This window comes from Paraliobacillus quinghaiensis (assembly GCF_003426025.1).
GTDB lineage: Bacteria > Bacillota > Bacilli > Bacillales > Amphibacillaceae > Paraliobacillus_A > Paraliobacillus_A quinghaiensis.
In genome coordinates this window covers 23,851-43,737 of the sequence record NZ_QJSH01000002.1, presented here as the reverse complement: position 1 = coordinate 43,737, position 19,887 = coordinate 23,851, and the positions used below count along the sequence as shown (strand labels likewise).

Here is a 19,887-nt window from a genome sequence, read left to right as displayed (position 1 = left end):
AAGATAAATTAATATAATTGCAACGCTTGCAGCTTAGAGTAAGTGTTCTCCACCTCATCTAATGTGCAAACGGTAGTACCTTCTTTTGTTGCGGTAACAGTACCCGCTGCTGTTGAGAATTTAGCAGCATCAACCAGTGAATATTGCTGAAGATAACTATAAGCAAGTGTAGCAACCATCGAGTCACCAGCTCCTACAACACTTTTTGGTGTAATCTTCATTGGTGTAATATGATATCCTTCTTCACTAGTTAAAAAGATCGCGCCATCTTCCCCTAACGAAATACAGATCAACTCAACTCCTTTTACTAAGATGTTTTTACCTGCTGCAATAATTTCATCTGTATTTGTTAATTTCATTCCAGTATACTGTTCAAGTTCGAACAGATTAGGTTTAATCGCATATGGTTGAGCGTCTATACCTTGCTTTAATGACAAACCATCTGCATCTAAAATAACCTTGACACCCTTTTCCTTCGCAATCTCAATATATTGTTGATATACATCTGCTTGGATCCCATTAGGTAAACTACCGCTTAGAATCAAGAAAGACGCATCATCTAATAAGTTAATAATTTTATTCTTAAGTAATACTTCTGCTTCAGCTGTCACAGAAAAACCCGGTTCATTTATTTCAGTTGTTTGATTGGTCGAAACGTCCACTACTTTCAAGTTCGTGCGGACTTCTCCATCCATTACTTCTGTAAAATCACTCTTAATTCCTAGTTGGTTCACTTTATTTTCTAATTTCTTTCCAGACTCACCCGCTATAAATCCAGTCGCAACCACATTTGCACCAAATCCTTGCAGTACTTTTGCTACATTAATGCCTTTTCCACCTGGATCTACCAGAGGACTTTGTTTGACTCTGTTTAATTCACCTAACTTGAAGGTCTCAAGTGTAATTGTCTTATCCATTGCAGGATTCAATGTTACTGTGACGATTCGCTTATTCATGCTCATCTCCTCCAATCGATACTTTAAAAGTTTCTACTCCAAACCGTTCAAGTGATTGTAATATATCGTCTGGCGCAAGATCGTCCGTAATACAGTAATTTATTTGCTCAAGATCACCGAATTTCGCGAAACTATGGCGATTAAATTTACTATTATCACACATTAAAATCACTTGGTTCGATTGCTCAATCATTTTTCTTTTTGTTGCTGCTTCTGTCAGATTTGGTGTTGTTAGACCAAGTTTTAGATCAATCCCATTTGTTGCGATAAATGCTTTATCAACATGTAGCTGGCTTAAGCATAATTCAGTTAAAGGACCGACAAGCGCTAATGTTTCTGTGCGAAGTTTTCCTCCTAACAGAATAACTTCTATTTGTGGATACGTTTCTAATTCATTTGCAAACAAAACCGAATTTGTTACAACTGTTAACTCTGAGAGTTTTTTTATTTCCTCTATCAATGGTCTTGTTGTTGTTCCTGAATCAATTAGAACTGTATCGCCTTTTTTAATTAATTGAACAGCTTTTCTTGCAATTGCTGTCTTTTCATTTAATGAACGAATGGCCTTCTCTGAAAAAGTCGGCTCGAAATTAACACTATCCTTTGCAATCGCTCCACCGTGTGCTCGTTGAAGCAATTCTTTCTCTTCCAATACCTTCAAGTCACGACGTATAGTTGACTCAGAAACTTCAAATTGTTGGCACAACTCATGAACTGAAGCTCTACCTTGATTCTCTACGTAACTTGTAATCTTTTGCTGCCGTTCTTGTTCAAACAATAGAATCACCACTTATTATGATTTATGAATCCTTATGATCATTTTATGACCATCTGTGATTACTTATGATTATATATAACAAAGAAAGCGTTGTCAATACTTAAAAAAACATTTTTAATTCGACTTTATCTGACTGTTTATGATTGTTTATTTGCATTTACCCTAAAAATATAACCTGCAGCCGATAAGGCGCAGGTTATATAAAGAGTACGGATCATTACTTGTAAGATATATCAACTAACTCTGGAACAGTAACAAATTCCATCCCTTGCTCTTTTATTGCTGGGATAATTTGACGAAGCGATTTAATTGTATTTGTTCTGTCACCTTCCCACGCAGCACCGTCATGCATCAGAATAATAGCACCTGGGTGAATATTATTTAACACATTATACGTGATAATTTCAGGTGCTTGTTCTTGCCAATCTAATGAATCAACCGACCAGCCAACTACAGAATAGCTAAGGTCCTTCAGTTTTTCAACTAACTCATTATACAGAAAGCCATAAGGTGCACGGAACAATTTCGTCTGGTAATCAATCAAATTCGCTAATGTATCCTCTGTCTTTTTTAATTCATTTACAAGAGTTGTAACATCTGCTTGTTCAACAAGATTAGGGTGCCAATATGTATGGTTACCAATAATATGTCCCTCATCAATAATTCGCTTAACTATATCCGGATAAGCCTCCGCCCTAGCACCCATCACAAAAAATGTCGCCTTTATATCATTCTCTTTAAGTACATCTAAAATTTGTGGAGTGAAGCGTGGATCTGGTCCATCGTCAAACGTTAATGCCACCTTTTTTTCTGTTTCATTCCCACTTAATACAAGCGTATCTGGGTATTGTTGCTGCAAAATGGTGTTAGATACTGGATAGCGCACACGTTCTTCTAGTTCTGATCCACCCTTTGGTTCCGGCAAATCTTCAGATCCCAGTTGCGCCTGTAGCTGCGTTCCGCTAAGAGTCCCAACAAATAAGAACATTGCGATAAACAATAGCCACCTGTAGCTTTTTTCATTCATATGTACAACCTCCATTTCTTGATATATTGTTATTTTCCATAAAAAAACATCCTTTATTCATGCTAAAATGGAGTAATACTTGTGTTTGATCGAATTATAGGAATTTTTGATTGAATTATCGATTTTTTTGATCGAATAACGGAAATTTTTGATTGAATTATTCATTTATTTGATCGAATAACGCTCGCTACCTTCCCTTATACATACACTTCACAATCAAGGAGAGATTTTTCATGAAAAAAATTGCAGTTGTTACTGGTTCATCAAGCGGATTTGGATTACATACAACAATCGCACTAGCAAAGACAGGATTCCATGTGATTGCAACAATGCGTAATAGTAATAAAGCTAAGCTATTTCAAACAATCACAACCGATCAAGTCGTACTAAATAGAATTGAAGTTTTTCAACTAGATGTAACAAATGAACAGTCAATTGAAGCCTTTCGTCATAAGATAGATAGCCTTGAGCGCTTAGATGTACTTGTTAATAATGCAGGGATTGCTATAGGTGGATTTGTTGAACAGATCTCAATCGAGGCTTATCGGAAGCAATTTGAAACAAATGTCTTTGGATTAATGGCTGTCACCAAATCAGTGCTACCAAAATTGCGCGAACAAAAAAATGGGAAAATCATTAATTTGAGCAGTATTAGTGGTAAAGTTGGATTTCCTGGACTCTCTCCTTACGTATCATCCAAGCATGCAATTGAAGGATATTCAGAGAGTCTACGTTTGGAAATGCGCCCATACGGCGTCCAAGTCGCTTTAGTTGAGCCTGGCTCATTCCAAACGAATATTTGGTCGTCTGGAATGGCGATAGAGGGCACTTATGACAGTAATTCCCCTTACTATACTTATATGAATCAATTAACAACAACACTAGATGCCGGAAAGAAGAATCACGAAGACCCTAGACTCGTCGCGGATCTCATTTGTAAAATTGCCTCAATGAAACGGGTAAAAAATCTCAGATATCCAATTGGAAAAGGTGTTAGTTTGCAATTCAAATTAAAACATTTATTATCATGGCAACAATGGGAAAAAATCGTCATCCGAACTATTTTCAAAAAATAAACTAAGATATTTTGAGACCAGCCCAAATTTAGTACATTCCCCTAATAAAAGCATAGGATAATTTTATAAAGTTAAGCTTCAATCAGGGCGAGTTAATCTAAGAGCTCTTGAATGAATAAGACTTTTACAAGCAGTTGTCTCAAGACCAGTTTTCTATTGTTTTGTTGAGGCATTACTGCTTATTAATTAAGGGTAAATTTGGAAAGGATTGAGAGAAAAATGTACTATGATCCCCGTATGTATCAAAATCAAAATTACTACCCCTATTATGTTAATGCGCCAATGTTTCCAATGTATGATTATGAACGGCAATCTGTATACTGGGATTACCCTGCTGAGGTAGCACCCGTTAATAGTTATAATCATTTTCGTTCTTCTATCGGAAACGGAAATAATATGCTAAAAGATTATGGACCAAACCCATTCGTAATTAATATCGATCAAGCAACAAAGCAAAACGCGACATATCGTACTGCTTTATGGACAGGAGAATACTTGCAAATCACGTTAATGAGTATTGATGTTGGTGGAGATATTGGCCTGGAAATGCACCCTGACGTCGATCAATTTATTCGTGTTGAACAAGGCCAAGGCGTTACTCGAATGGGTGACAGCGAAAATAATTTAGACTTTGAAAGAAACATCTATGATGATTCTGCAATAGTAATCCCAGCTGGTAAATGGCATAACCTAATCAATACAGGAAACGTTCCATTAAAACTTTACTCTATCTATGCACCACCGAACCACCCATTCGGAACAGTTCATAAAACAAAAGCAGAAGCAATGGCCGCCGAAGATTAAGGCGGTGCCTGTCACTTCCCGTTTTTTGTCGATTAAACTAAAGGAAGACATCCAAAAAGTGATTTTTGGATGTCTTCCTTTTTTAATTACATAATTTAAATGCCAAAAACACATTATTGTATTATAATAGAAAAGTATAACAGAAAGTTGAAGAGGAGATAGAAAATGTCAACCGAAAAGAAATTAACTACACAAGAAATTGTGAAGCAACAACTGGAAAGAAAGAAACAAGCACAATCCAACGGAAAAAACGCAATGAACCTGAATAGCGGGAACCACCGCATGAAAAGCCAACAATCAAAGAAGCCAAGTAACACACGTCGAAAAATCGGCGGTTGATCTGTAGAGGATATATATAAACAAAGCGCATCGATTTGCAAAAATCAGATGCGTTTTTATTTTTCCTAAAAAGAAAAACTTCCTCAACAAAGGAAAAATGCTCGTTAATAGTCACAAAATATTCACCTAATGTAATTGATTTGCGTTTTAATGTGTTAATTTATTTGTGTTGGGTATCAGTGTAAGTAGAGCAAATAGTTCACTTACGCAAAATCACATGTACGCTCTATTTTAAAGTCAATTAATTGACTTTTTTATAAAATTTAAGGAGTTGAAATTATGAATAAGGAGCAGTTAGAAGTCATTAAAAACGGTCAAGGTTTTATTGCAGCATTGGACCAAAGTGGTGGTAGCACACCAAAAGCTTTAGAGCAATATGGCATCTCAAAAGATTCTTATTCTAGTGAAGAGGAAATGTTTAAGCTTGTTCACAAAATGAGAACACGTATTATTACATCACCTACTTTCAATTCTAAATACATTTTAGGTGCTATTCTGTTTGAACAAACGATGGACAGCAAAATTGATGGTCTATTTACAGGCGATTATCTATGGATTAAAGAAGGAATTGTGCCATTCTTAAAAATTGATAAGGGATTAGCAGATGAAGTTGATGGAGTACAATTAATGAAACCTAATCCTACATTAGATAATTTATTGGAGCGAGCAAACGAGAAAAACATTTTTGGAACTAAAATGCGTTCGGTTATTAAAGCAGCAAATCCTGAGGGGATTAAAAAATTAGTTGATCAACAATTTGAAACAGCCAAGCAAATCCTGGATGCTGGTTTAGTTCCAATCATTGAACCAGAAGTAGATATTCACAGTACAGATAAACAGACGTCTGAAGAAATTTTAAAACAAGAAATTTTAAACTATCTGGATACATTAGATGATAAGCAAAATGTAATGTTAAAACTCTCACTTCCAACTAAAGATAACTTCTACACAGAACTAATCGATCATCCAAATGTTTTACGCGTGGTTGCCCTTTCTGGTGGATATTCTCAAGATGAAGCGATTAAAAAATTAGAAGATAACAATAATCTGATAGCAAGCTTTTCCAGAGCTTTATCTGAAGATTTAAACGTAAACCAAACAGAAAAAGAATTTAACACCAAGATCGGTGAATCCATCAAAAGAATCTATGGCGCCTCTATATTGTAGGTTCAGTGCCTGTCACTTCCCGTATTTTGTCGAATTAAATTTTAGATATTACTCAAAAATAACGTATAGGCAAAAGGTTAAACCCTCGCTTATACGTTATTTTCATTTTTAATAATCACTCTTAAACGGTTTTTGATCTGCTTGATATGGAGATATATCTTCGTCTATCTTAACAACTTCCTCACCATTATCTGAAAGACCAACAATTTCAAACTTTGAACCTTCAAATCCTTTCATATACATGAGCCAAATCTTCATATCATCTACGGTTATTATTTCTGCTTGACGTTTTTTGTCTCCCGCTTCTTCAGTAACTTCAATTTTAGTAATGTCAGAATCACTAACTAATCCAAAGAATAGTGGTAGAGCTGTATCCTCAATAGCAGGTAAATAGCTTAAGGTCAGTGCAAATTCACTTGTAACCTTCTCAATATCCACTTGAAGACCATTATAAACAACTTCATGTCCAGTTAATTTCTTACTTACAACAGCTACTACTAAATCATCTTGATGTAAATGACTATAAAATACGATTGTACCTTGATCATTTTTTTCTTGATATATAATATCCTTAGGCCCTGGATCAAACGTATGAATGGCTTCTTCTACTGTCCTTGCCCCTGCATTCACTTTAAACACAACAAATACTGAAACAATCGAAACAAGAAGTATGATGAAAATCCATATTTTCTTTTTCATATACGTTTCCCCCCTATAATGCGTACGAGTTTTTGGATAATATTGTTAAACACAGTATAATTATATCATACATCAGCAGTGTAGATGGGGCTTTCTTTTGTTGTCATTGTCGTTTGCATATCTAAACTTATAGCAACAAAAAATCTTACAAACAGTATCACCCATCACTGTCCGTAAGATTTAATTAATTTACTCACCCATATCGTCGGGATATATAATTTCGTCAAAGACTTCTCCTGTAGCTTCATCTTTCACAAAAATTGTTGCTTTCGAATTATCTAGATCAGCCCCATCATATAATTGATAAATCATACTAGACAAACCTAAGCTAAATGCTGCAAAAACATCCATGCTATTTTCAAATGCCTCTCTGTCTACCAGTAAAGTAAACTCGGTAAATGAATTATTATGTGTAATATCTTTAATTGAAGGAAACCCTTCATCATTTTTCATTTCATTAACAGTTTGTGTGAGGGTTGTTTCAATTTGTTCCATCATCTCGTTATGTTTCGACTTAGACATTTTATAAGTGAAAGAGCCATTATCATTTCGTTTTACTTCCATACCTTCTTTTTCTGCATCAGCTTCAAGCGTCTCAACTTCCTCTTCCTCAAACATTGACGCTGGAAGTGTTACTTCTACGCTTAATAGACCTTTATCCACATCAACTGAATCATTCTCAGTATTTTCTTCCATTGTGTTTTCTGTTGATTCATCTGTTCCATCTTTTTCTGATTGATCCTCAGTAGTTTCATTTTCTTGTTCATTTGTCGAACAAGCAACTAGAAAAAGTGGTACTATTGCCAAAACAAAAAGTGTTACGAAAAATTTCTTCATTATAAAATCCCCCTAAAAAAATAGCCTCTATATTTCATTATTGTTATTATACTACATTTTTATATATTAAAAAGAAGCTACGTGCAATATAGGTATTACCTCCCATAACACAGGATTCCTGCTAAAAACATCATCCAAAAAACACCACGAACACTATCAATCAGCATTCGTGATATTAATTCTTACTGAATATCTGAACTATTAATAACCCATTGGATCTCAGCATTTTCTTTAAATGTAAATGTTGGTTCATAATAAACTTCAAAGTACTCTGAATCAGCAGTATCAAACTCTAATGCACCTGAACCATTCTTACCTTTCTTTAAATCGAAAGTAAACATATTCGTATCTGCATCATCACTACCATAATATTCACTTACGGTAGAGCCATTTGCATCATAAACATCAAATTCTGTATTATCAACAAAACCACTCTCAGCTGATTCATTATGAAAACTTACTTCTAACCTAAGAACATTTCCATTTTCAGCTTCAATGTATTCATTCGCTTCCACCCAACTTGCGCTATCAATTGTAACTTCCATTCCATCAATCGCTACTGTATCACCGATCCCATATACCTGATCCTCAACAGGTTCACTTTCTTCCTGACTTTCTTCTGCATCCGCTTCTTCGCCAGTATTCTCCGTATCAGATTCAGTATCATTTTCTGTTTCCGCATCAGAATCAGCTTCTGCACTTTCCGCATTCTCTTCTGCTTCATTATTACTATCATCCACTTTACCAACTTCAGCTTCACCACACGCTGTCAAAACCAAAACAAACACTACAGCAAGTATTAGATAATATAGTTTCTTCATACAAAATTGCCCCCTTTTAATTGATTACTTAAACTTAAGCACCTATCGAATCAGAATTCGTTTCTGGATTTTTCTTTTCTTTTCGTACTAACCCCATAATCCCTGCAATTCCAATTAATACAGCTGATATTAAATAGAAAAAGGAAATACTAATAAGTCCACCAACAGCAGAAACTAATAATAAAGTACCGCCTAATTTGGCCTTCGATTTAACAACAACAGACCCTACAATCGCTAACGCGGAAAATAAGAAAGCTGACCAACCTAAACCGGTTAAAGAACTCGAACCAGTTTCACTAAATGCTGCATCTACTCCACCAATAAAAAGTGCTAAAATGGCTCCAAAAAATCCAAGAATACCACCAATAAGACCTAATACAAATTCTGTTGTTCTACTCATACAAAACGCATCCTCTCTAATTTTTTTAGTAAGTAAAAAAGAAACAAACCTAATGTTTAGATTTGCTTCTTAGTATACAAGGCAATGCGGCTGTATTTATGTCACATTAAAAATTTATTTACTATAAATACCAATCAAATTTTCTACTTCTTGTTTAATTTCATCTCGAAGTGACTGCGGCTGAATTACTTCAGCTTTAGTACCCATTCCAAGAACCCATTTCCTAATCGACTGTTGTCCATTTAATGTTGCCTTAAAACGAATCACATAGTTATCTAACTCTTCAATTACTTGATCATCACTATGAATGGATTCCTTGATACGATTTGCTAGTGGCGGATAGATCAATAACTCGACTTGAATTGGATCCTTAATGAACCCCAAATTCGGAAACTCTTGTCGAATATCATATCCATCAGGTATTAAATAGCTATCCTCCAATATAGTTGCCCTTTGAATACGCATAATTTTAAAATTACGCATTTCCTTTTTAGCTTCACAAAAAGCTGTACAATAAAGGTTTTCATCATAGACAACAAAAGCATATGGATGAATAATACGCCGAGTGGTTTCATTGGTTGAAGCGGCCATGTAGACAATTTCAACACTGTTTCGTTTGTTAAATGCTTCATATAACAATTTATAATGCAAAGAGGCATTGCCAACCTCATTGTTTATCAGATAATCATTGGCAAAGTAAAAATGGCGACTATTTAAATCATGATCACGTTGTGCTGCCTTAATTTTTTCAAGCGCACGATTTAATGTAGCAGACTCATCTGTTTGTTTTGATAAAAAACTTTTAATCGCGATCTGCAATTGTTGGATTTCAGTTTCGTTAAAGTTTCTAATCGACAGAAACGAGTTTTTATTTAAAAAGTAACCACCATTCGCTCCACGTTCGCTTTCTATGTAGATTCCCGCTTTTTCTAAATCATCTTTATACACACGAATCATACGCGGATTTACTTCTAACTCTTCTGCGAGTTCCTCAACTTTCATCTTCCTACGAGCCATTAGCAACTCCATCATACTGAGACAATTGCTTACTTTACTCAATGGACGATTCTCCTTTATGTATCTTTCTTTTCTCAATCATAAAAGATAACCCTATGATCTGCAATTGTTTTTTTGGAAAAGAAAGGAATTGATAATTTGTTTATTTTCACAAAAGCTAACGCTATGAAGAATAAGGAGGAATGAATTATTATGGCTAAAAATAAAAAAGGAATTAGTGAGAACGAGAAAAAGGTAGCAGAAAAAACATATGATGTCTCTGATTATCAGAGCAGTGACCCAGTAGATCAAGGTCTAGCAATAACACATGAACAAGTCTCAGATGATTATATGGAAGGCACTATTGATGCCAAAATCGACAAAGTTAACAAAGATGATGAGTTAAAAAATCATCAAGGCAAAGAATTTCCTCGTACCGGATTTTAATAGAACTACAAACGAGTTACCCCATTCAGTTGGTGGTAACTCGTTTTTTTAGTACGCGGTGCCTGTCACTTCCCGTTTTTTGTCGTTTTTGTGAGCAGTCGCTGGCACCCCAATTCTTCACTTAGAAACATATATAACTATATAACAAAAAGAACCCCACAAATTAATGTAGGGTCCTTCACCGTTGACAAGTCATTTGGCAGGGTGGCAATCCTGCATCTCTTTTAAGACCTAGAAGGTGTGACGGCTGCCTGTTCCGTCCTCAAAGTAACTTGTCTTATATATCCTATGTATACATTATCATCTTTATAAGAACACTTCAATGAAAATGGGCTTCAAACCGCAATGTTTGTTATAGACGAAATAGAACAGATTTGTTATAGTGTATATAGAACAAATAAACTTAAATTAAAACAAGATCGGAGGGGATACAGATGCTCAGCCTAAATAATGATTCAGATATTCCTTTGTACAGCCAACTCAGCACGCAAATCATGGAAAGCATTGTGCGAGGGGACTTATCAACTGGTGATACATTACCATCTGTCCGGGTATTAGCTGGAGATTTGGGTGTCAACATGCACACTGTAAATAAAAGCTATCATGAACTCGAGTCAAAAGGAATCATTGAAATCGTTCCAAAAAAAGGAGCTGTCATCAAAGCGAACGAACAAAAAATCTCCGCAAAGCGTATTGAGATCTTATCAGAGGAATTCAGACCGATCGTTGTTGAAGCGCTAGTAAATGGAATGAAGAAAGAAGAGATACACCAGATAATTACAAACATTATCATTAAAATTAAGAAGGAGGACTAATTATGGAATTTGCTATTTTACTGATCACCATCTTATTTGTTAGTTTATTTCAGATTGCTGTACCATTTTTCGTAAAACGTACAGTTGTTTTCGGGGTAACCATCCCTTATGAAGAAGCAAGACATCCTAAAGTCATGCATTATAAAAAGCTATATGCAATAATAACAGCTATTGTCTCATTAATCGCAATAACCGGATTTTTCATATGGAACCAAGACACTACATTAGGTGAAACAAAATTGGTTCTAATCGGAAGCCTAATCCCGTTTGTCATACTAATTACAGGCCTAACACTCTACTTCTATTTTCATTATAAAATGACAAAATTAAAGAAAGAACAAAAGTGGTTTGGGGAAATAAAGCAAGTACGTGTAGCTGACTTAGAAGCTCGATCAAAAGATGAAATGCTAGCATCAACTTTTCATCTTATCCCTGCTGTTATATCAGTCACACTTATCATTTTATCGATGAATTTATTTGATCAATTACCAAATCAAATTCCAACACATTGGGGCCCTGACGGTACGCCAGATGCATTCACAGATAAAAGTTGGTTGTCCGTATTAAGCTTACCGATCATTTCACTCGTATTTCAATTTATGTTTTTTGGGATTAACCTGTTTACCAAGCAATCTGGCATTAAAATTAACGCTGGAAACGTCAAATCCTCTAAACTACGTCAATTGCGCTTACGTAAATATACAAGTTGGTTTTTATTTTTGACAAACATTCTAATGACATTACTGTTTGCCTTTTTACAACTAAACCTACTATACGAGGATTTGTTTAGTGGTTCATTATTACTCTTAGTGCCATTTGGCTTCACAGCGATCATATTAGCTGGGGCACTTATACTAGCTATTAAGGTCGGGAGTGTTGACTCAGATTTTGAAGGAAAAGTTATAGATGATCAATCAGCGAACAGCAAAACAGAAAGCGTTGATGAAGATAAATACTGGAAAGGTGGACTAATTTATTTTAACCCAAATGATCCTTCTATCTTTGTAGAAAAAAGATTTGGAATTGGTTGGACATTAAACTTTGCAAATCCGATTGGTTATTTTGTTGTACTTGTTCCGATTGCGCTAATCTTAATTTTATCATTTTCGATTTAAGAGAAGTTTATAGTAAAATGTAGATTGCAGTACTTAAACAGAACGCTCCGATTTTATATCAGGCGTTCTGTTTTAATGGAACAACTGTTTCTCGTAACAGCTTACAACCCTTCCACACCATTCACTGTTATCATAAAACTCAAATCCCAAAGCCCCCCAAAATTCTTTAGCATTTTTATTACTCTCTAATACTCCCAATCTAACATTATTTAATTTTTGTTGTATTATTTTCTCCTCAAAAGAAAGGTATGCCTTTTTTCCATATCCCATAGAATGATAATCACGATGGATCATTAATAGTCCTAACCATGGATGATTGTCTTTGGGATTATTTTTCAGAAAATCTAGCACACCAATATATTTACCTTCATGTTTTATTAAATAACTGTCAGTAGATGGATTAAGAAAATCAATACTTATTTCTTGTATCGTTCTTAAAGGGTCTCCATTTTCAAAAACATTATAAGAAGAGTTTGAATTTACTATATCCAATACTATTCCTAGTGATTCTTCAGTAATTGATTCGAAATCCATTAAATTCACTCTCCTTACCCGTAGCATTACTGTTATTCTATTTGTATAAACACTTATAAAGACTACATTGGTCACTTTAAATCAGTTTAAAATTTCTTCCTCAATCTCTCTCATAATATTAAATGCACCTTGCGATCTGTTGGAACATATTACAGTTTTAATCGAATTTTTAGGATAAAAAGCAGAATGGAAACTAACTCCAGGGTCATAACCCATAATATGAAATTTAAGAATTTCATCAGCATTTTTCTCTATCCATACACCATAACCATAAAAGCCATTTTTATTATTCCTTTGAATATATGGAGTTAGTAACTTATTAGTGTGTTCTTCATTAAGTAATTGTTTATTCAAGAGTGCATCCCATAAGTTAGCCATATCGTTAACCGTTACATATGCCCCACCATCTGAACCACCCTTCACAGGTAATGAGTAAATATTTGTTTTCCACTTTCCATTTGGAAAATCAATATAACCAAGTGCTGTATGTCTTGGGAGCGAATCAAATTCAAAATAACCTGAGTCCTTCATATTTGCTTCTTGAAAGATATTTTTTTCTACATATTCAGAGAAGTTAAGTTGACTTGCTTTTTCTACAATTAAGCCAAGCAAAATGTAACCAGCATTGTTATAATGAAATCTTTCTCCTACATTTAATTTCATCGATTTTTTCTGGAATAAGGGTAAGAAGTCTTCTAAGTTTCTTATATTGTACATTGGATTTTCAAGCCACAATTCTTCAAAATCATTCATAACTTCTTCATCAAAATAATCAGGAATTCCTGAAGTGTGCGTTAAAAGATGATGAATCGTTATACCTTTATCAAAATTCGGGAAATGCTGATCAAGACAATCTTCTAATGTTAATTCAAAAGAAAGCTTTCCTGCTTCCACCAGCTGACAGATTGCTATGGATGTAAAAAGTTTACACCCAGACGCAATACCATATTTTGTGTATGCGGCATTATTAATTTGCTCAGAACGATTAGCATATCCATAGCTTAATTCTGTTAAGATATCATTGTTTTCTTTTACAAGAATACTTCCAGAGAAATTCACTTTTTCTTGGGTGGCGGTAATACGATTTATAATATCGGTGCTCATTATAATCCCTCCCATACTATTTGGTCTAGCAATCTTTTCATACGAACCTTCTAATAGCCATACACTGTTTAAAAAGAAGGTGAATAAAATGAAATCATTATATAATAAAGAGGTAACCATTAATATTGTATTTTTCTCATACATATTTGTACTATTTATAATAAGTTTTTGGGGAACTAGTACCTTTTCTCCAAGGAACCTGTTTGATTACAGTGGAGCAAATTTCACCCCACTAAGTACTATTTCAACTTACATATTAAATTTTCATCATTATAATTTTGATACTTGGTTTTATAATACAATTGGAAATGTGCTTATGTTTATACCCTTTGGAGTTTTACTTCCAGTTAATTTTAAGTTTTATAAACGGCTCCCACAAATTATTATCGCAACAATTATTCTAAGTTCTTCTATTGAATTAACGCAGTATCTAACTAACCTAGGGATATTTGATATCGACACTATATTACTTAATCTCATTGGAAGTCTGATAGGTTTTATGGCAGTAAAAAATAAAAATAACTAACAAATAAAAGGGTTCATTTTTGTAGAAAATGCCCCTTAATATTAATTACATTTTTTCACAAAATAATCATATTCGGAACAAAAGGCTGCTACCAAAAAGCCAGATCATTGGAGTTAGAATAACCAACAAAAATAAACCTGTGAACATATATTTAATATAAAGTTGTTTATTGACACCTTCTCTTAATTCCCAAAGTCCTAAAGTAATGAAATATAAACCAATCAGAATTGAAACGATTGGAAGAACCACAACTAAAGCCCTCATGAACACATCACCTTCCCAACATCTTTATTTAATTCCTGTTACAAAAAAAACAAAAACAATAAACGTTTCTATCAAAATAATTTAATAATCTACTTGAATCGTAACCTCCTGACACAAACTCCACATTTCATCTTGATTCTCATGTTGATCAGCATAGACTGGATAATAGTGAGACCTTATTAGTTGTTTAACTTGCATAGTTAGACCAGGATTTTCTTCTCCTCTTTTCATGATTTCTTTCTTGTCATTAATGAGCTTTCCTGTAATGTTCTTAAAATGCTCTGATGTACACATATGAAAATAAATTTCTGACATTTTTTCTGCTGGTGGAAAGTAAAGGTTTTGAATTCTTGCTATAAACCTCCATCCTGGCGTTAGCTTTTGGAGGGTGTTCTTTGACATTTTTGCACCGTTTATTTGCAATGCGTTGACCTTAATTCCATATTTATCATACTCTTTTGCCATTTTAAAAGTAAGCAATATAAGGCCCATTTTAGACTGACAATACATATCATAAACGCTGAAACCTTTCGTATCTTCCATCTCCCCAATTAGCTTATTAAAATTAATTTTTCGTTTTGGATCAAAAAAATGCTTTACTATGTTACTTGAGGCATTTAGGATTCTAGCATCTTGAGATTTTTTTAGATGACCTAACAATAATTCGGTCATTAAGTAAGGTCCAAACACATTCGTAGCAAAAGTGAGTTCAATATTGTTAGGACTAAGGCGGAATTTCGAACCGTGATTAAAATAGGCAGCATTATGTATTAATATATCTAATCGTTCATATTTTTCCTTGAATACAGAACAGAATTCACGGATCGATTCAAATGAGCCCATATCCAGCTTCATTAGATCAATTCTATCATTGCTAGATAACTCCTTAATTTCCTGTTGAACAAGTTGGCTTTTCTCAAGGTTACGGCAAGCCATTATAACTGTATAACCCTCCATTGCAAACCTGTGAGCAGCTGCTTTTCCGATTCCTGAATTTGCACCAGTAATAATAACAATTCTTTCTTTTCCCATTTCCTCTCCCCTTTCCTTTTAGCAGATTCATAAATTTATTATATGAATCTTATTATTGTAGAAATTAATTTACAACCCTATCTTATTGAAATAAGCATTTTGACTATTGGTAAGAATTAATTATTTATTAAAATTTTATCTGATTAATATTGTTGTATAGTATATTTTCGCCGACAACCGAATAAGTACCTGCATACCCAAAGTGAATACCCGTTTTCCCCAACCCTATATCATAATCTCTTTTATTTGTATGGATGATAATAAGATAATCCATTGAGGGTAGGTCATTCTGTTTTCTTAATTGCATTTCTTTTGGTTTCTCTATAATATCGTCAAATAATTCCTTATCTTCGATAGTTGTCTCTATATAATTTCTTTTATCTTCAATGGTAATCTCAATGATTTGCTCGGATTCATCAATCATATCTGACATGACATTTTGATAAGATGTACGATTCAATTGATCATAGATTAAGAAGATTCCTACCCCAAAAATGATAAGTGCTAGAATAGTAATTAAATTTTTCTTCAAGAAAATATTGCCCTCCCTTTCTGTTAATCCAATAATGGCATTTAGAAATCATTTTACTTTTCCACCTGTTAACTTAATAATTACACCTTTAACACCATTCGAACTGTCTTAAGGATCTGGCCGTCAAAATTATCATCAAACTCTTCAACTGTTTTAAAACCTTTTGCATCGTAAAAAGTTTTCCCTGCCTCATTTTCCTTTTCTACATCTACATAAATTTCTCTTACATTCTCCAATTTCTTCACACCTTCTTGTAATAGAGCCGTTCCAATACCTTTACTCTGATGTTCTGATTTGAGATATATTGCACTTAATTCCGCTTTACCTTCTCTAACAATTGATGAGAAGTTAGCAAAACCTACAATATCATTTTCTATTTCTGCAACAAGAAGTATTGTAGCTTCCAAACGTTTTTCCATCATTTCATTGTTATATGCTGCATTTAGAAATCTTTCTTGTATTTCCCGAGAAATAATTCCTTCATACGTTGCATTCCAACTTGCTTTTGCTACATCTTGAACTTCTTTTATATCTTCTTTTACCATTTCGCGGATTATGACATTCATTTGTTACTAAACCTCCAATTAACATTTTTACTCACCATCTTTTTTCTTCCCCATCATCGCATACGCAATAGCACTACAGATATCAGCAATAACAGTAAATATAGCTACCATCAGTATCAACTCCTCTATATTTTTCGTGTCCCTTAATTTAACACTCTACATTACAATGCACTCAATAATTCTCACTTTTAGTTTAACATTATTTTTCCAAATATTTGTCTAAATAAAGTGTTTTTATTGAATTTTTTAAAGGATTTATACCTAGTTTAAACTATTAAACTCTCATCAAAAAAATACACCATTTCGAATGATATGGTGTGGGCAAATTTAAACCAAAAAGAAAAACGCTCCAAAGTAGCTTACCTACTATGGAGCGTGATTAAATCACTTAATTGACAAAGGTGTCAATATATTTACTATTTATTTTGCGTCAGCTAATGCCTGATCAGCTAGATCAAAGAACTCAACAACGTGAATTGATACACCAGAGATTGCATCTGTATGTCCTTCATCAGTTGAGTATTCAATTGCTGTTGGATCTTGTATATCAAGTAGGTGTGCTTCTGCTTGTTCAGCTTGAACATGCCATTCTGATTGAGCACCACCATTTTCAACCATTCCGTATTCACCATTTTCTGATACGGTATCCTTGTTATCTCCACCATCTTTATGAACACCATTCCAGTCAGCAGCAACAATGTTACCATTAATTACTGTTAGAGAAGCAGTATATTTCCAACCACTCTTTTCACTGAAACTATCTTCTTCTGCATAGTAAGCTCCATCTTTGTAAGGACCTTTACCAACAGGGCCATTTTCTAAAGCTTGATTTGCTAAATCAAAGAATTCAACAACGTGAATCGATACACCAGAGATCGCATCTGTATGTCCTTCATCAGTTGAGTATTCAATTGCAGTTGGGTCTTGTGTGTCAAGTAAATAAGCTTCTGCTTTTTCAGCTTGAACGTGCCATTCTGATTGAGCACCAGCCTTTTCAACCATACCGTACTCGCCATTTTCTGATACAGTATCTTTGTCATCTCCACCAGATTTATGGGCGCCATTCCAGTCAGCTGAAACTATTTCGCCATTTTCAACTTCTAGTGTTGCAGTATATTTCCAACCGCTTTTTTCAGAAAAACCATCTTCTTGCGCAAAGTAAATTCCATCTTCATACTTTCCAGCTTCTTCTTCATTTGTTGCATCGTCTGTTTCATTTGTTGCATTTTCTTCATTTGATGCATCTTCATTTTCATTTTCATTTGTTGTTTCTCCACTTGCATCATCCGCGTCAGATCCACATCCTACGATAAAAGATAAAGACATTATTGCAGATAAAGCTAAAATCAACCATTTTGATTTCATTATGAGTTCCCCCTCATACTTGATATTGTTAATCTTTTCACAATCATTATATAACAGGGAAACTTAGTAATCTATAAAATGTGAAATCTTTCACATTTTTGTAACATTATATACCAATTTTTAAAATATCTATCATACTTTTAGTTCTAGAACAGGAGAATGGTTGTCATTCCCCTGAAAGTTTTCTAAAAAATAATATGTGAGATTGCTACAATAATTGGCAATGTGATAATTGTCCGTAGTAAGAAAATGAAAATTAGATCTTTTAAACTTACAGCCAACTTAGAAGCTAACAACAATCCGCCGATCTCAGACATATAGATTAATTGCGTAACCGATACACATGCAATAACAAATCGGGTCATTTCTGATTCAATTCCGCTTCCAATAACAGCTGGTAGAAACATATCAGCAAAACCAATTACCATCGTTTGTGACGCTTCTGTTGCCTCAGGTACTTGTAATAATTGCAAAATTGGGATAAAAGGCATACCGATAATATCAAATACAGGCGTCGTTTCAGCAATGATCACAGCAATTGTACCTAATGCCATAACAACTGGTAAAACACCAAACCACATATCAAATACATTTTTAACACCACTCGATACTGTCGCTCTTAGATCTGCATTTTTTTTCGCTCGTTTTACTGCTTGCGTTAATCCTAGTCGAAACCTACCCTCTCCACTGTCAGTTGGTTCTTTCATCTCTTTATTTTCAACCATATATATGTTAGCCTTCCGTGAAAGCGATGGAATTCTAGGCATTATTAACGCTGCAGCTAAACCAGCAACAACAATCGTAATATAATAAGGAACAAATAAATGATCCAAATCTAAATAAGAAAGAATGACAATACTAAATGTAATGGAAACGACAGAGAACGTTGTACCAATAACAGCCGCTTCTCGTTTCGTATAAAACCCTTGTTCATATTGGTTATTCGTTAATAATACACCAATCGTACCGTCTCCCATCCATGATGCCAAACAATCAATCGACGAACGTCCCGGTAATGTAAATAGTGGTTTCATCACTTTATCAAGCAACGTCCCTAATAATTCTAATAAACCAAAGTTCAATAATAATGGCAAAAATAAGCCCGCAAATATAAAGATAGAAAATAAAAGCGGCATTAAATCATACAGCAGCAGTCCTCCTGTAGCCCCTGACCACACCCATTCAGGTCCGATTTTCATAAGAGTCATTCCTGCCAAAATAAAACCAACAATACGAGTCAACAACCAAACTGGATGAACAAAAAATAAACTTTTTATGAAGCTCCTCTTCAACGCCCACTCTGGTTTCACGTAAGTCACAACAGTCGAAAGAACAGCAACAAACAATAGAAGCACTGTCATTATAACCGGCAACCCAGATTTCAAGCTTTCCTCCACAAATCCTGCCATCAGTGCAACAGGAATACTAATTTCTCCGTCATATGAAAGAGGCACCATAAATAAAAGAATTCCTATAAATGAAGGAATAATAAACCGTAAATAATCATTTGCATTAAAACGATCAAGCGCTTTATCTTGTGAATCTCTATCTCTCAATTTGATCTCTCCCTTTATTATTTCTTATATAACTATCCCACATTAGAAAGGTATTTAAGCATTTTGAATGAAATTTTTAGCAGATATGCTGATAAAATCGAGTTTGCGCTGATAAAGAGTGCTCCTCCGCT

At 34.3% G+C, this 19,887-nt stretch carries 24 protein-coding genes; 8 read left to right on the top strand and 16 right to left on the bottom strand.

Going from position 1 to position 19,887, the window contains the following annotated elements:
* Positions 1 to 8 precede the first annotated feature (8 nt).
* The 3 genes from pfkB to D2K40_RS02175 all read right to left on the bottom strand — a co-directional run bounded on the left by pfkB (position 9) and on the right by D2K40_RS02175 (position 2,761).
* On the bottom strand, positions 9 to 956 hold the full coding sequence (pfkB, locus tag D2K40_RS02185) for a 1-phosphofructokinase (protein WP_117152542.1): 948 nt from the start codon (positions 954 to 956) through the stop codon (positions 9 to 11).
* The gene (locus tag D2K40_RS02180) at positions 949 to 1,743 is read right to left on the bottom strand and encodes a DeoR/GlpR family DNA-binding transcription regulator (protein ID WP_308422891.1); all 795 of its coding nucleotides are present in this window, start codon (positions 1,741 to 1,743) and stop codon (positions 949 to 951) included. Before D2K40_RS02180 ends, pfkB begins: the two co-directional genes overlap by 8 nt.
* A gap of 208 nt (positions 1,744 to 1,951) precedes the next feature.
* Complete coding sequence (locus tag D2K40_RS02175) at positions 1,952 to 2,761, bottom strand: polysaccharide deacetylase family protein (protein WP_117152538.1); 810 nt, start codon at positions 2,759 to 2,761, stop codon at positions 1,952 to 1,954.
* Between the two features lie 233 nt (positions 2,762 to 2,994).
* Here D2K40_RS02175 and D2K40_RS02170 point away from each other — a divergent pair, with 233 nt between their 5' ends.
* The 4 genes from D2K40_RS02170 to D2K40_RS02160 all read left to right on the top strand — a co-directional run bounded on the left by D2K40_RS02170 (position 2,995) and on the right by D2K40_RS02160 (position 6,147).
* Entirely contained in the window at positions 2,995 to 3,837 is an 843-nt protein-coding gene (locus D2K40_RS02170; RefSeq protein ID WP_117152536.1) for an SDR family oxidoreductase, read from the top strand.
* A gap of 219 nt (positions 3,838 to 4,056) precedes the next feature.
* A complete protein-coding gene (locus D2K40_RS02165; protein ID WP_117152534.1) occupies positions 4,057 to 4,641 on the top strand; it encodes a cupin domain-containing protein in 585 nt (194 codons plus the stop codon).
* Between the two features lie 165 nt (positions 4,642 to 4,806).
* Positions 4,807 to 4,980, top strand: a complete 174-nt coding sequence (locus tag D2K40_RS16310) for a hypothetical protein (protein WP_162879113.1) — start codon at positions 4,807 to 4,809, stop codon at positions 4,978 to 4,980.
* Between the two features lie 279 nt (positions 4,981 to 5,259).
* Complete coding sequence (locus tag D2K40_RS02160) at positions 5,260 to 6,147, top strand: fructose bisphosphate aldolase (protein WP_117152532.1); 888 nt, start codon at positions 5,260 to 5,262, stop codon at positions 6,145 to 6,147.
* Positions 6,148 to 6,255: 108 nt separating this feature from the next.
* Here D2K40_RS02160 and D2K40_RS02155 read toward each other — a convergent pair whose 3' ends face one another.
* From D2K40_RS02155 to D2K40_RS02135, 5 genes are all read right to left on the bottom strand, one after another.
* Positions 6,256 to 6,846, bottom strand: coding sequence for a hypothetical protein (locus tag D2K40_RS02155; protein WP_117152530.1), 591 nt, complete (start codon positions 6,844 to 6,846; stop codon positions 6,256 to 6,258).
* 189 nt (positions 6,847 to 7,035) lie between these two features.
* The gene (locus D2K40_RS02150) at positions 7,036 to 7,683 is read right to left on the bottom strand and encodes a hypothetical protein (RefSeq protein ID WP_117152528.1); all 648 of its coding nucleotides are present in this window, start codon (positions 7,681 to 7,683) and stop codon (positions 7,036 to 7,038) included.
* A 182-nt stretch (positions 7,684 to 7,865) separates the two neighbouring features.
* Positions 7,866 to 8,504, bottom strand: a complete 639-nt coding sequence (locus D2K40_RS02145) for a DUF4352 domain-containing protein (protein ID WP_117152526.1) — start codon at positions 8,502 to 8,504, stop codon at positions 7,866 to 7,868.
* Between the two features lie 34 nt (positions 8,505 to 8,538).
* Positions 8,539 to 8,904, bottom strand: a complete 366-nt coding sequence (locus tag D2K40_RS02140) for a DUF4064 domain-containing protein (protein WP_117152524.1) — start codon at positions 8,902 to 8,904, stop codon at positions 8,539 to 8,541.
* A 114-nt stretch (positions 8,905 to 9,018) separates the two neighbouring features.
* Positions 9,019 to 9,963, bottom strand: a complete 945-nt coding sequence (locus D2K40_RS02135) for a helix-turn-helix transcriptional regulator (RefSeq protein WP_117152522.1) — start codon at positions 9,961 to 9,963, stop codon at positions 9,019 to 9,021.
* 150 nt (positions 9,964 to 10,113) lie between these two features.
* Here D2K40_RS02135 and D2K40_RS02130 point away from each other — a divergent pair, with 150 nt between their 5' ends.
* The 3 genes from D2K40_RS02130 to D2K40_RS02120 all read left to right on the top strand — a co-directional run bounded on the left by D2K40_RS02130 (position 10,114) and on the right by D2K40_RS02120 (position 12,277).
* The gene (locus tag D2K40_RS02130; RefSeq protein WP_117152520.1) at positions 10,114 to 10,347 is read left to right on the top strand and encodes a YozQ family protein; all 234 of its coding nucleotides are present in this window, start codon (positions 10,114 to 10,116) and stop codon (positions 10,345 to 10,347) included.
* A 434-nt stretch (positions 10,348 to 10,781) separates the two neighbouring features.
* The gene (locus D2K40_RS02125; protein WP_117152518.1) at positions 10,782 to 11,162 is read left to right on the top strand and encodes a GntR family transcriptional regulator; all 381 of its coding nucleotides are present in this window, start codon (positions 10,782 to 10,784) and stop codon (positions 11,160 to 11,162) included.
* Between the two features lie 2 nt (positions 11,163 to 11,164).
* Positions 11,165 to 12,277 carry a DUF1648 domain-containing protein gene (locus tag D2K40_RS02120; protein WP_229666573.1) on the top strand — a complete coding sequence of 371 codons (1,113 nt, stop codon included), beginning with the start codon at positions 11,165 to 11,167 and terminating at the stop codon, positions 12,275 to 12,277.
* A gap of 72 nt (positions 12,278 to 12,349) precedes the next feature.
* Here the strand turns inward: D2K40_RS02120 and D2K40_RS02115 are convergent, their stop codons facing one another.
* Together D2K40_RS02115 and D2K40_RS02110 are read right to left on the bottom strand one after the other, a co-directional pair.
* Positions 12,350 to 12,811 carry a GNAT family N-acetyltransferase gene (locus D2K40_RS02115; protein WP_162879112.1) on the bottom strand — a complete coding sequence of 154 codons (462 nt, stop codon included), beginning with the start codon at positions 12,809 to 12,811 and terminating at the stop codon, positions 12,350 to 12,352.
* Between the two features lie 81 nt (positions 12,812 to 12,892).
* Positions 12,893 to 13,915 carry a serine hydrolase domain-containing protein gene (locus tag D2K40_RS02110; protein WP_117152514.1) on the bottom strand — a complete coding sequence of 341 codons (1,023 nt, stop codon included), beginning with the start codon at positions 13,913 to 13,915 and terminating at the stop codon, positions 12,893 to 12,895.
* An 88-nt stretch (positions 13,916 to 14,003) separates the two neighbouring features.
* Between D2K40_RS02110 and D2K40_RS02105 the strand changes: the two genes are divergently transcribed.
* On the top strand, positions 14,004 to 14,441 hold the full coding sequence (locus D2K40_RS02105; protein WP_117152512.1) for a VanZ family protein: 438 nt from the start codon (positions 14,004 to 14,006) through the stop codon (positions 14,439 to 14,441).
* Between the two features lie 66 nt (positions 14,442 to 14,507).
* Here the strand turns inward: D2K40_RS02105 and D2K40_RS02100 are convergent, their stop codons facing one another.
* The 6 genes from D2K40_RS02100 to D2K40_RS02075 all read right to left on the bottom strand — a co-directional run bounded on the left by D2K40_RS02100 (position 14,508) and on the right by D2K40_RS02075 (position 19,657).
* Positions 14,508 to 14,705, bottom strand: a complete 198-nt coding sequence (locus tag D2K40_RS02100) for a hypothetical protein (RefSeq protein WP_117152510.1) — start codon at positions 14,703 to 14,705, stop codon at positions 14,508 to 14,510.
* A gap of 81 nt (positions 14,706 to 14,786) precedes the next feature.
* Positions 14,787 to 15,737, bottom strand: coding sequence for an SDR family NAD(P)-dependent oxidoreductase (locus tag D2K40_RS02095; RefSeq protein WP_117152509.1), 951 nt, complete (start codon positions 15,735 to 15,737; stop codon positions 14,787 to 14,789).
* 127 nt (positions 15,738 to 15,864) lie between these two features.
* Entirely contained in the window at positions 15,865 to 16,269 is a 405-nt protein-coding gene (locus D2K40_RS02090) for a hypothetical protein (RefSeq protein WP_117152507.1), read from the bottom strand.
* An 80-nt stretch (positions 16,270 to 16,349) separates the two neighbouring features.
* Positions 16,350 to 16,835, bottom strand: a complete 486-nt coding sequence (locus D2K40_RS02085; protein ID WP_117152505.1) for a GNAT family N-acetyltransferase — start codon at positions 16,833 to 16,835, stop codon at positions 16,350 to 16,352.
* Positions 16,836 to 17,255: 420 nt separating this feature from the next.
* Positions 17,256 to 18,200 carry an FMN-binding protein gene (locus D2K40_RS02080; protein WP_117152503.1) on the bottom strand — a complete coding sequence of 315 codons (945 nt, stop codon included), beginning with the start codon at positions 18,198 to 18,200 and terminating at the stop codon, positions 17,256 to 17,258.
* 185 nt (positions 18,201 to 18,385) lie between these two features.
* Positions 18,386 to 19,657, bottom strand: a complete 1,272-nt coding sequence (locus D2K40_RS02075) for a YjiH family protein (protein ID WP_117153097.1) — start codon at positions 19,655 to 19,657, stop codon at positions 18,386 to 18,388.
* Between the last annotated feature and the right edge of the window lie 230 nt (positions 19,658 to 19,887).

Coding starts and splice junctions, on each gene's coding strand:
- D2K40_RS02145 (WP_117152526.1), bottom strand. CDS start 8,504: ATGAAGAAACTATATTATCTAATACTTGCTGTAGTGTTTGTTTTGGTT.
- D2K40_RS02085 (WP_117152505.1), bottom strand. CDS start 16,835: ATGAATGTCATAATCCGCGAAATGGTAAAAGAAGATATAAAAGAAGTT.
- D2K40_RS02125 (WP_117152518.1), top strand. CDS start 10,782: ATGCTCAGCCTAAATAATGATTCAGATATTCCTTTGTACAGCCAACTC.
- D2K40_RS02140 (WP_117152524.1), bottom strand. CDS start 8,904: ATGAGTAGAACAACAGAATTTGTATTAGGTCTTATTGGTGGTATTCTT.
- pfkB (WP_117152542.1), bottom strand. CDS start 956: ATGAATAAGCGAATCGTCACAGTAACATTGAATCCTGCAATGGATAAG.
- D2K40_RS02130 (WP_117152520.1), top strand. CDS start 10,114: ATGGCTAAAAATAAAAAAGGAATTAGTGAGAACGAGAAAAAGGTAGCA.
- D2K40_RS02110 (WP_117152514.1), bottom strand. CDS start 13,915: ATGAGCACCGATATTATAAATCGTATTACCGCCACCCAAGAAAAAGTG.
- D2K40_RS02165 (WP_117152534.1), top strand. CDS start 4,057: ATGTACTATGATCCCCGTATGTATCAAAATCAAAATTACTACCCCTAT.
- D2K40_RS02105 (WP_117152512.1), top strand. CDS start 14,004: ATGAAATCATTATATAATAAAGAGGTAACCATTAATATTGTATTTTTC.
- D2K40_RS02100 (WP_117152510.1), bottom strand. CDS start 14,705: ATGAGGGCTTTAGTTGTGGTTCTTCCAATCGTTTCAATTCTGATTGGT.
- D2K40_RS16310 (WP_162879113.1), top strand. CDS start 4,807: ATGTCAACCGAAAAGAAATTAACTACACAAGAAATTGTGAAGCAACAA.
- D2K40_RS02155 (WP_117152530.1), bottom strand. CDS start 6,846: ATGAAAAAGAAAATATGGATTTTCATCATACTTCTTGTTTCGATTGTT.
- D2K40_RS02120 (WP_229666573.1), top strand. CDS start 11,165: ATGGAATTTGCTATTTTACTGATCACCATCTTATTTGTTAGTTTATTT.
- D2K40_RS02115 (WP_162879112.1), bottom strand. CDS start 12,811: ATGGATTTCGAATCAATTACTGAAGAATCACTAGGAATAGTATTGGAT.
- D2K40_RS02170 (WP_117152536.1), top strand. CDS start 2,995: ATGAAAAAAATTGCAGTTGTTACTGGTTCATCAAGCGGATTTGGATTA.
- D2K40_RS02150 (WP_117152528.1), bottom strand. CDS start 7,683: ATGAAGAAATTTTTCGTAACACTTTTTGTTTTGGCAATAGTACCACTT.
- D2K40_RS02160 (WP_117152532.1), top strand. CDS start 5,260: ATGAATAAGGAGCAGTTAGAAGTCATTAAAAACGGTCAAGGTTTTATT.
- D2K40_RS02075 (WP_117153097.1), bottom strand. CDS start 19,657: ATGGTGCCTCTTTCATATGACGGAGAAATTAGTATTCCTGTTGCACTG.
- D2K40_RS02175 (WP_117152538.1), bottom strand. CDS start 2,761: ATGAATGAAAAAAGCTACAGGTGGCTATTGTTTATCGCAATGTTCTTA.
- D2K40_RS02095 (WP_117152509.1), bottom strand. CDS start 15,737: ATGGGAAAAGAAAGAATTGTTATTATTACTGGTGCAAATTCAGGAATC.
- D2K40_RS02080 (WP_117152503.1), bottom strand. CDS start 18,200: ATGAAATCAAAATGGTTGATTTTAGCTTTATCTGCAATAATGTCTTTA.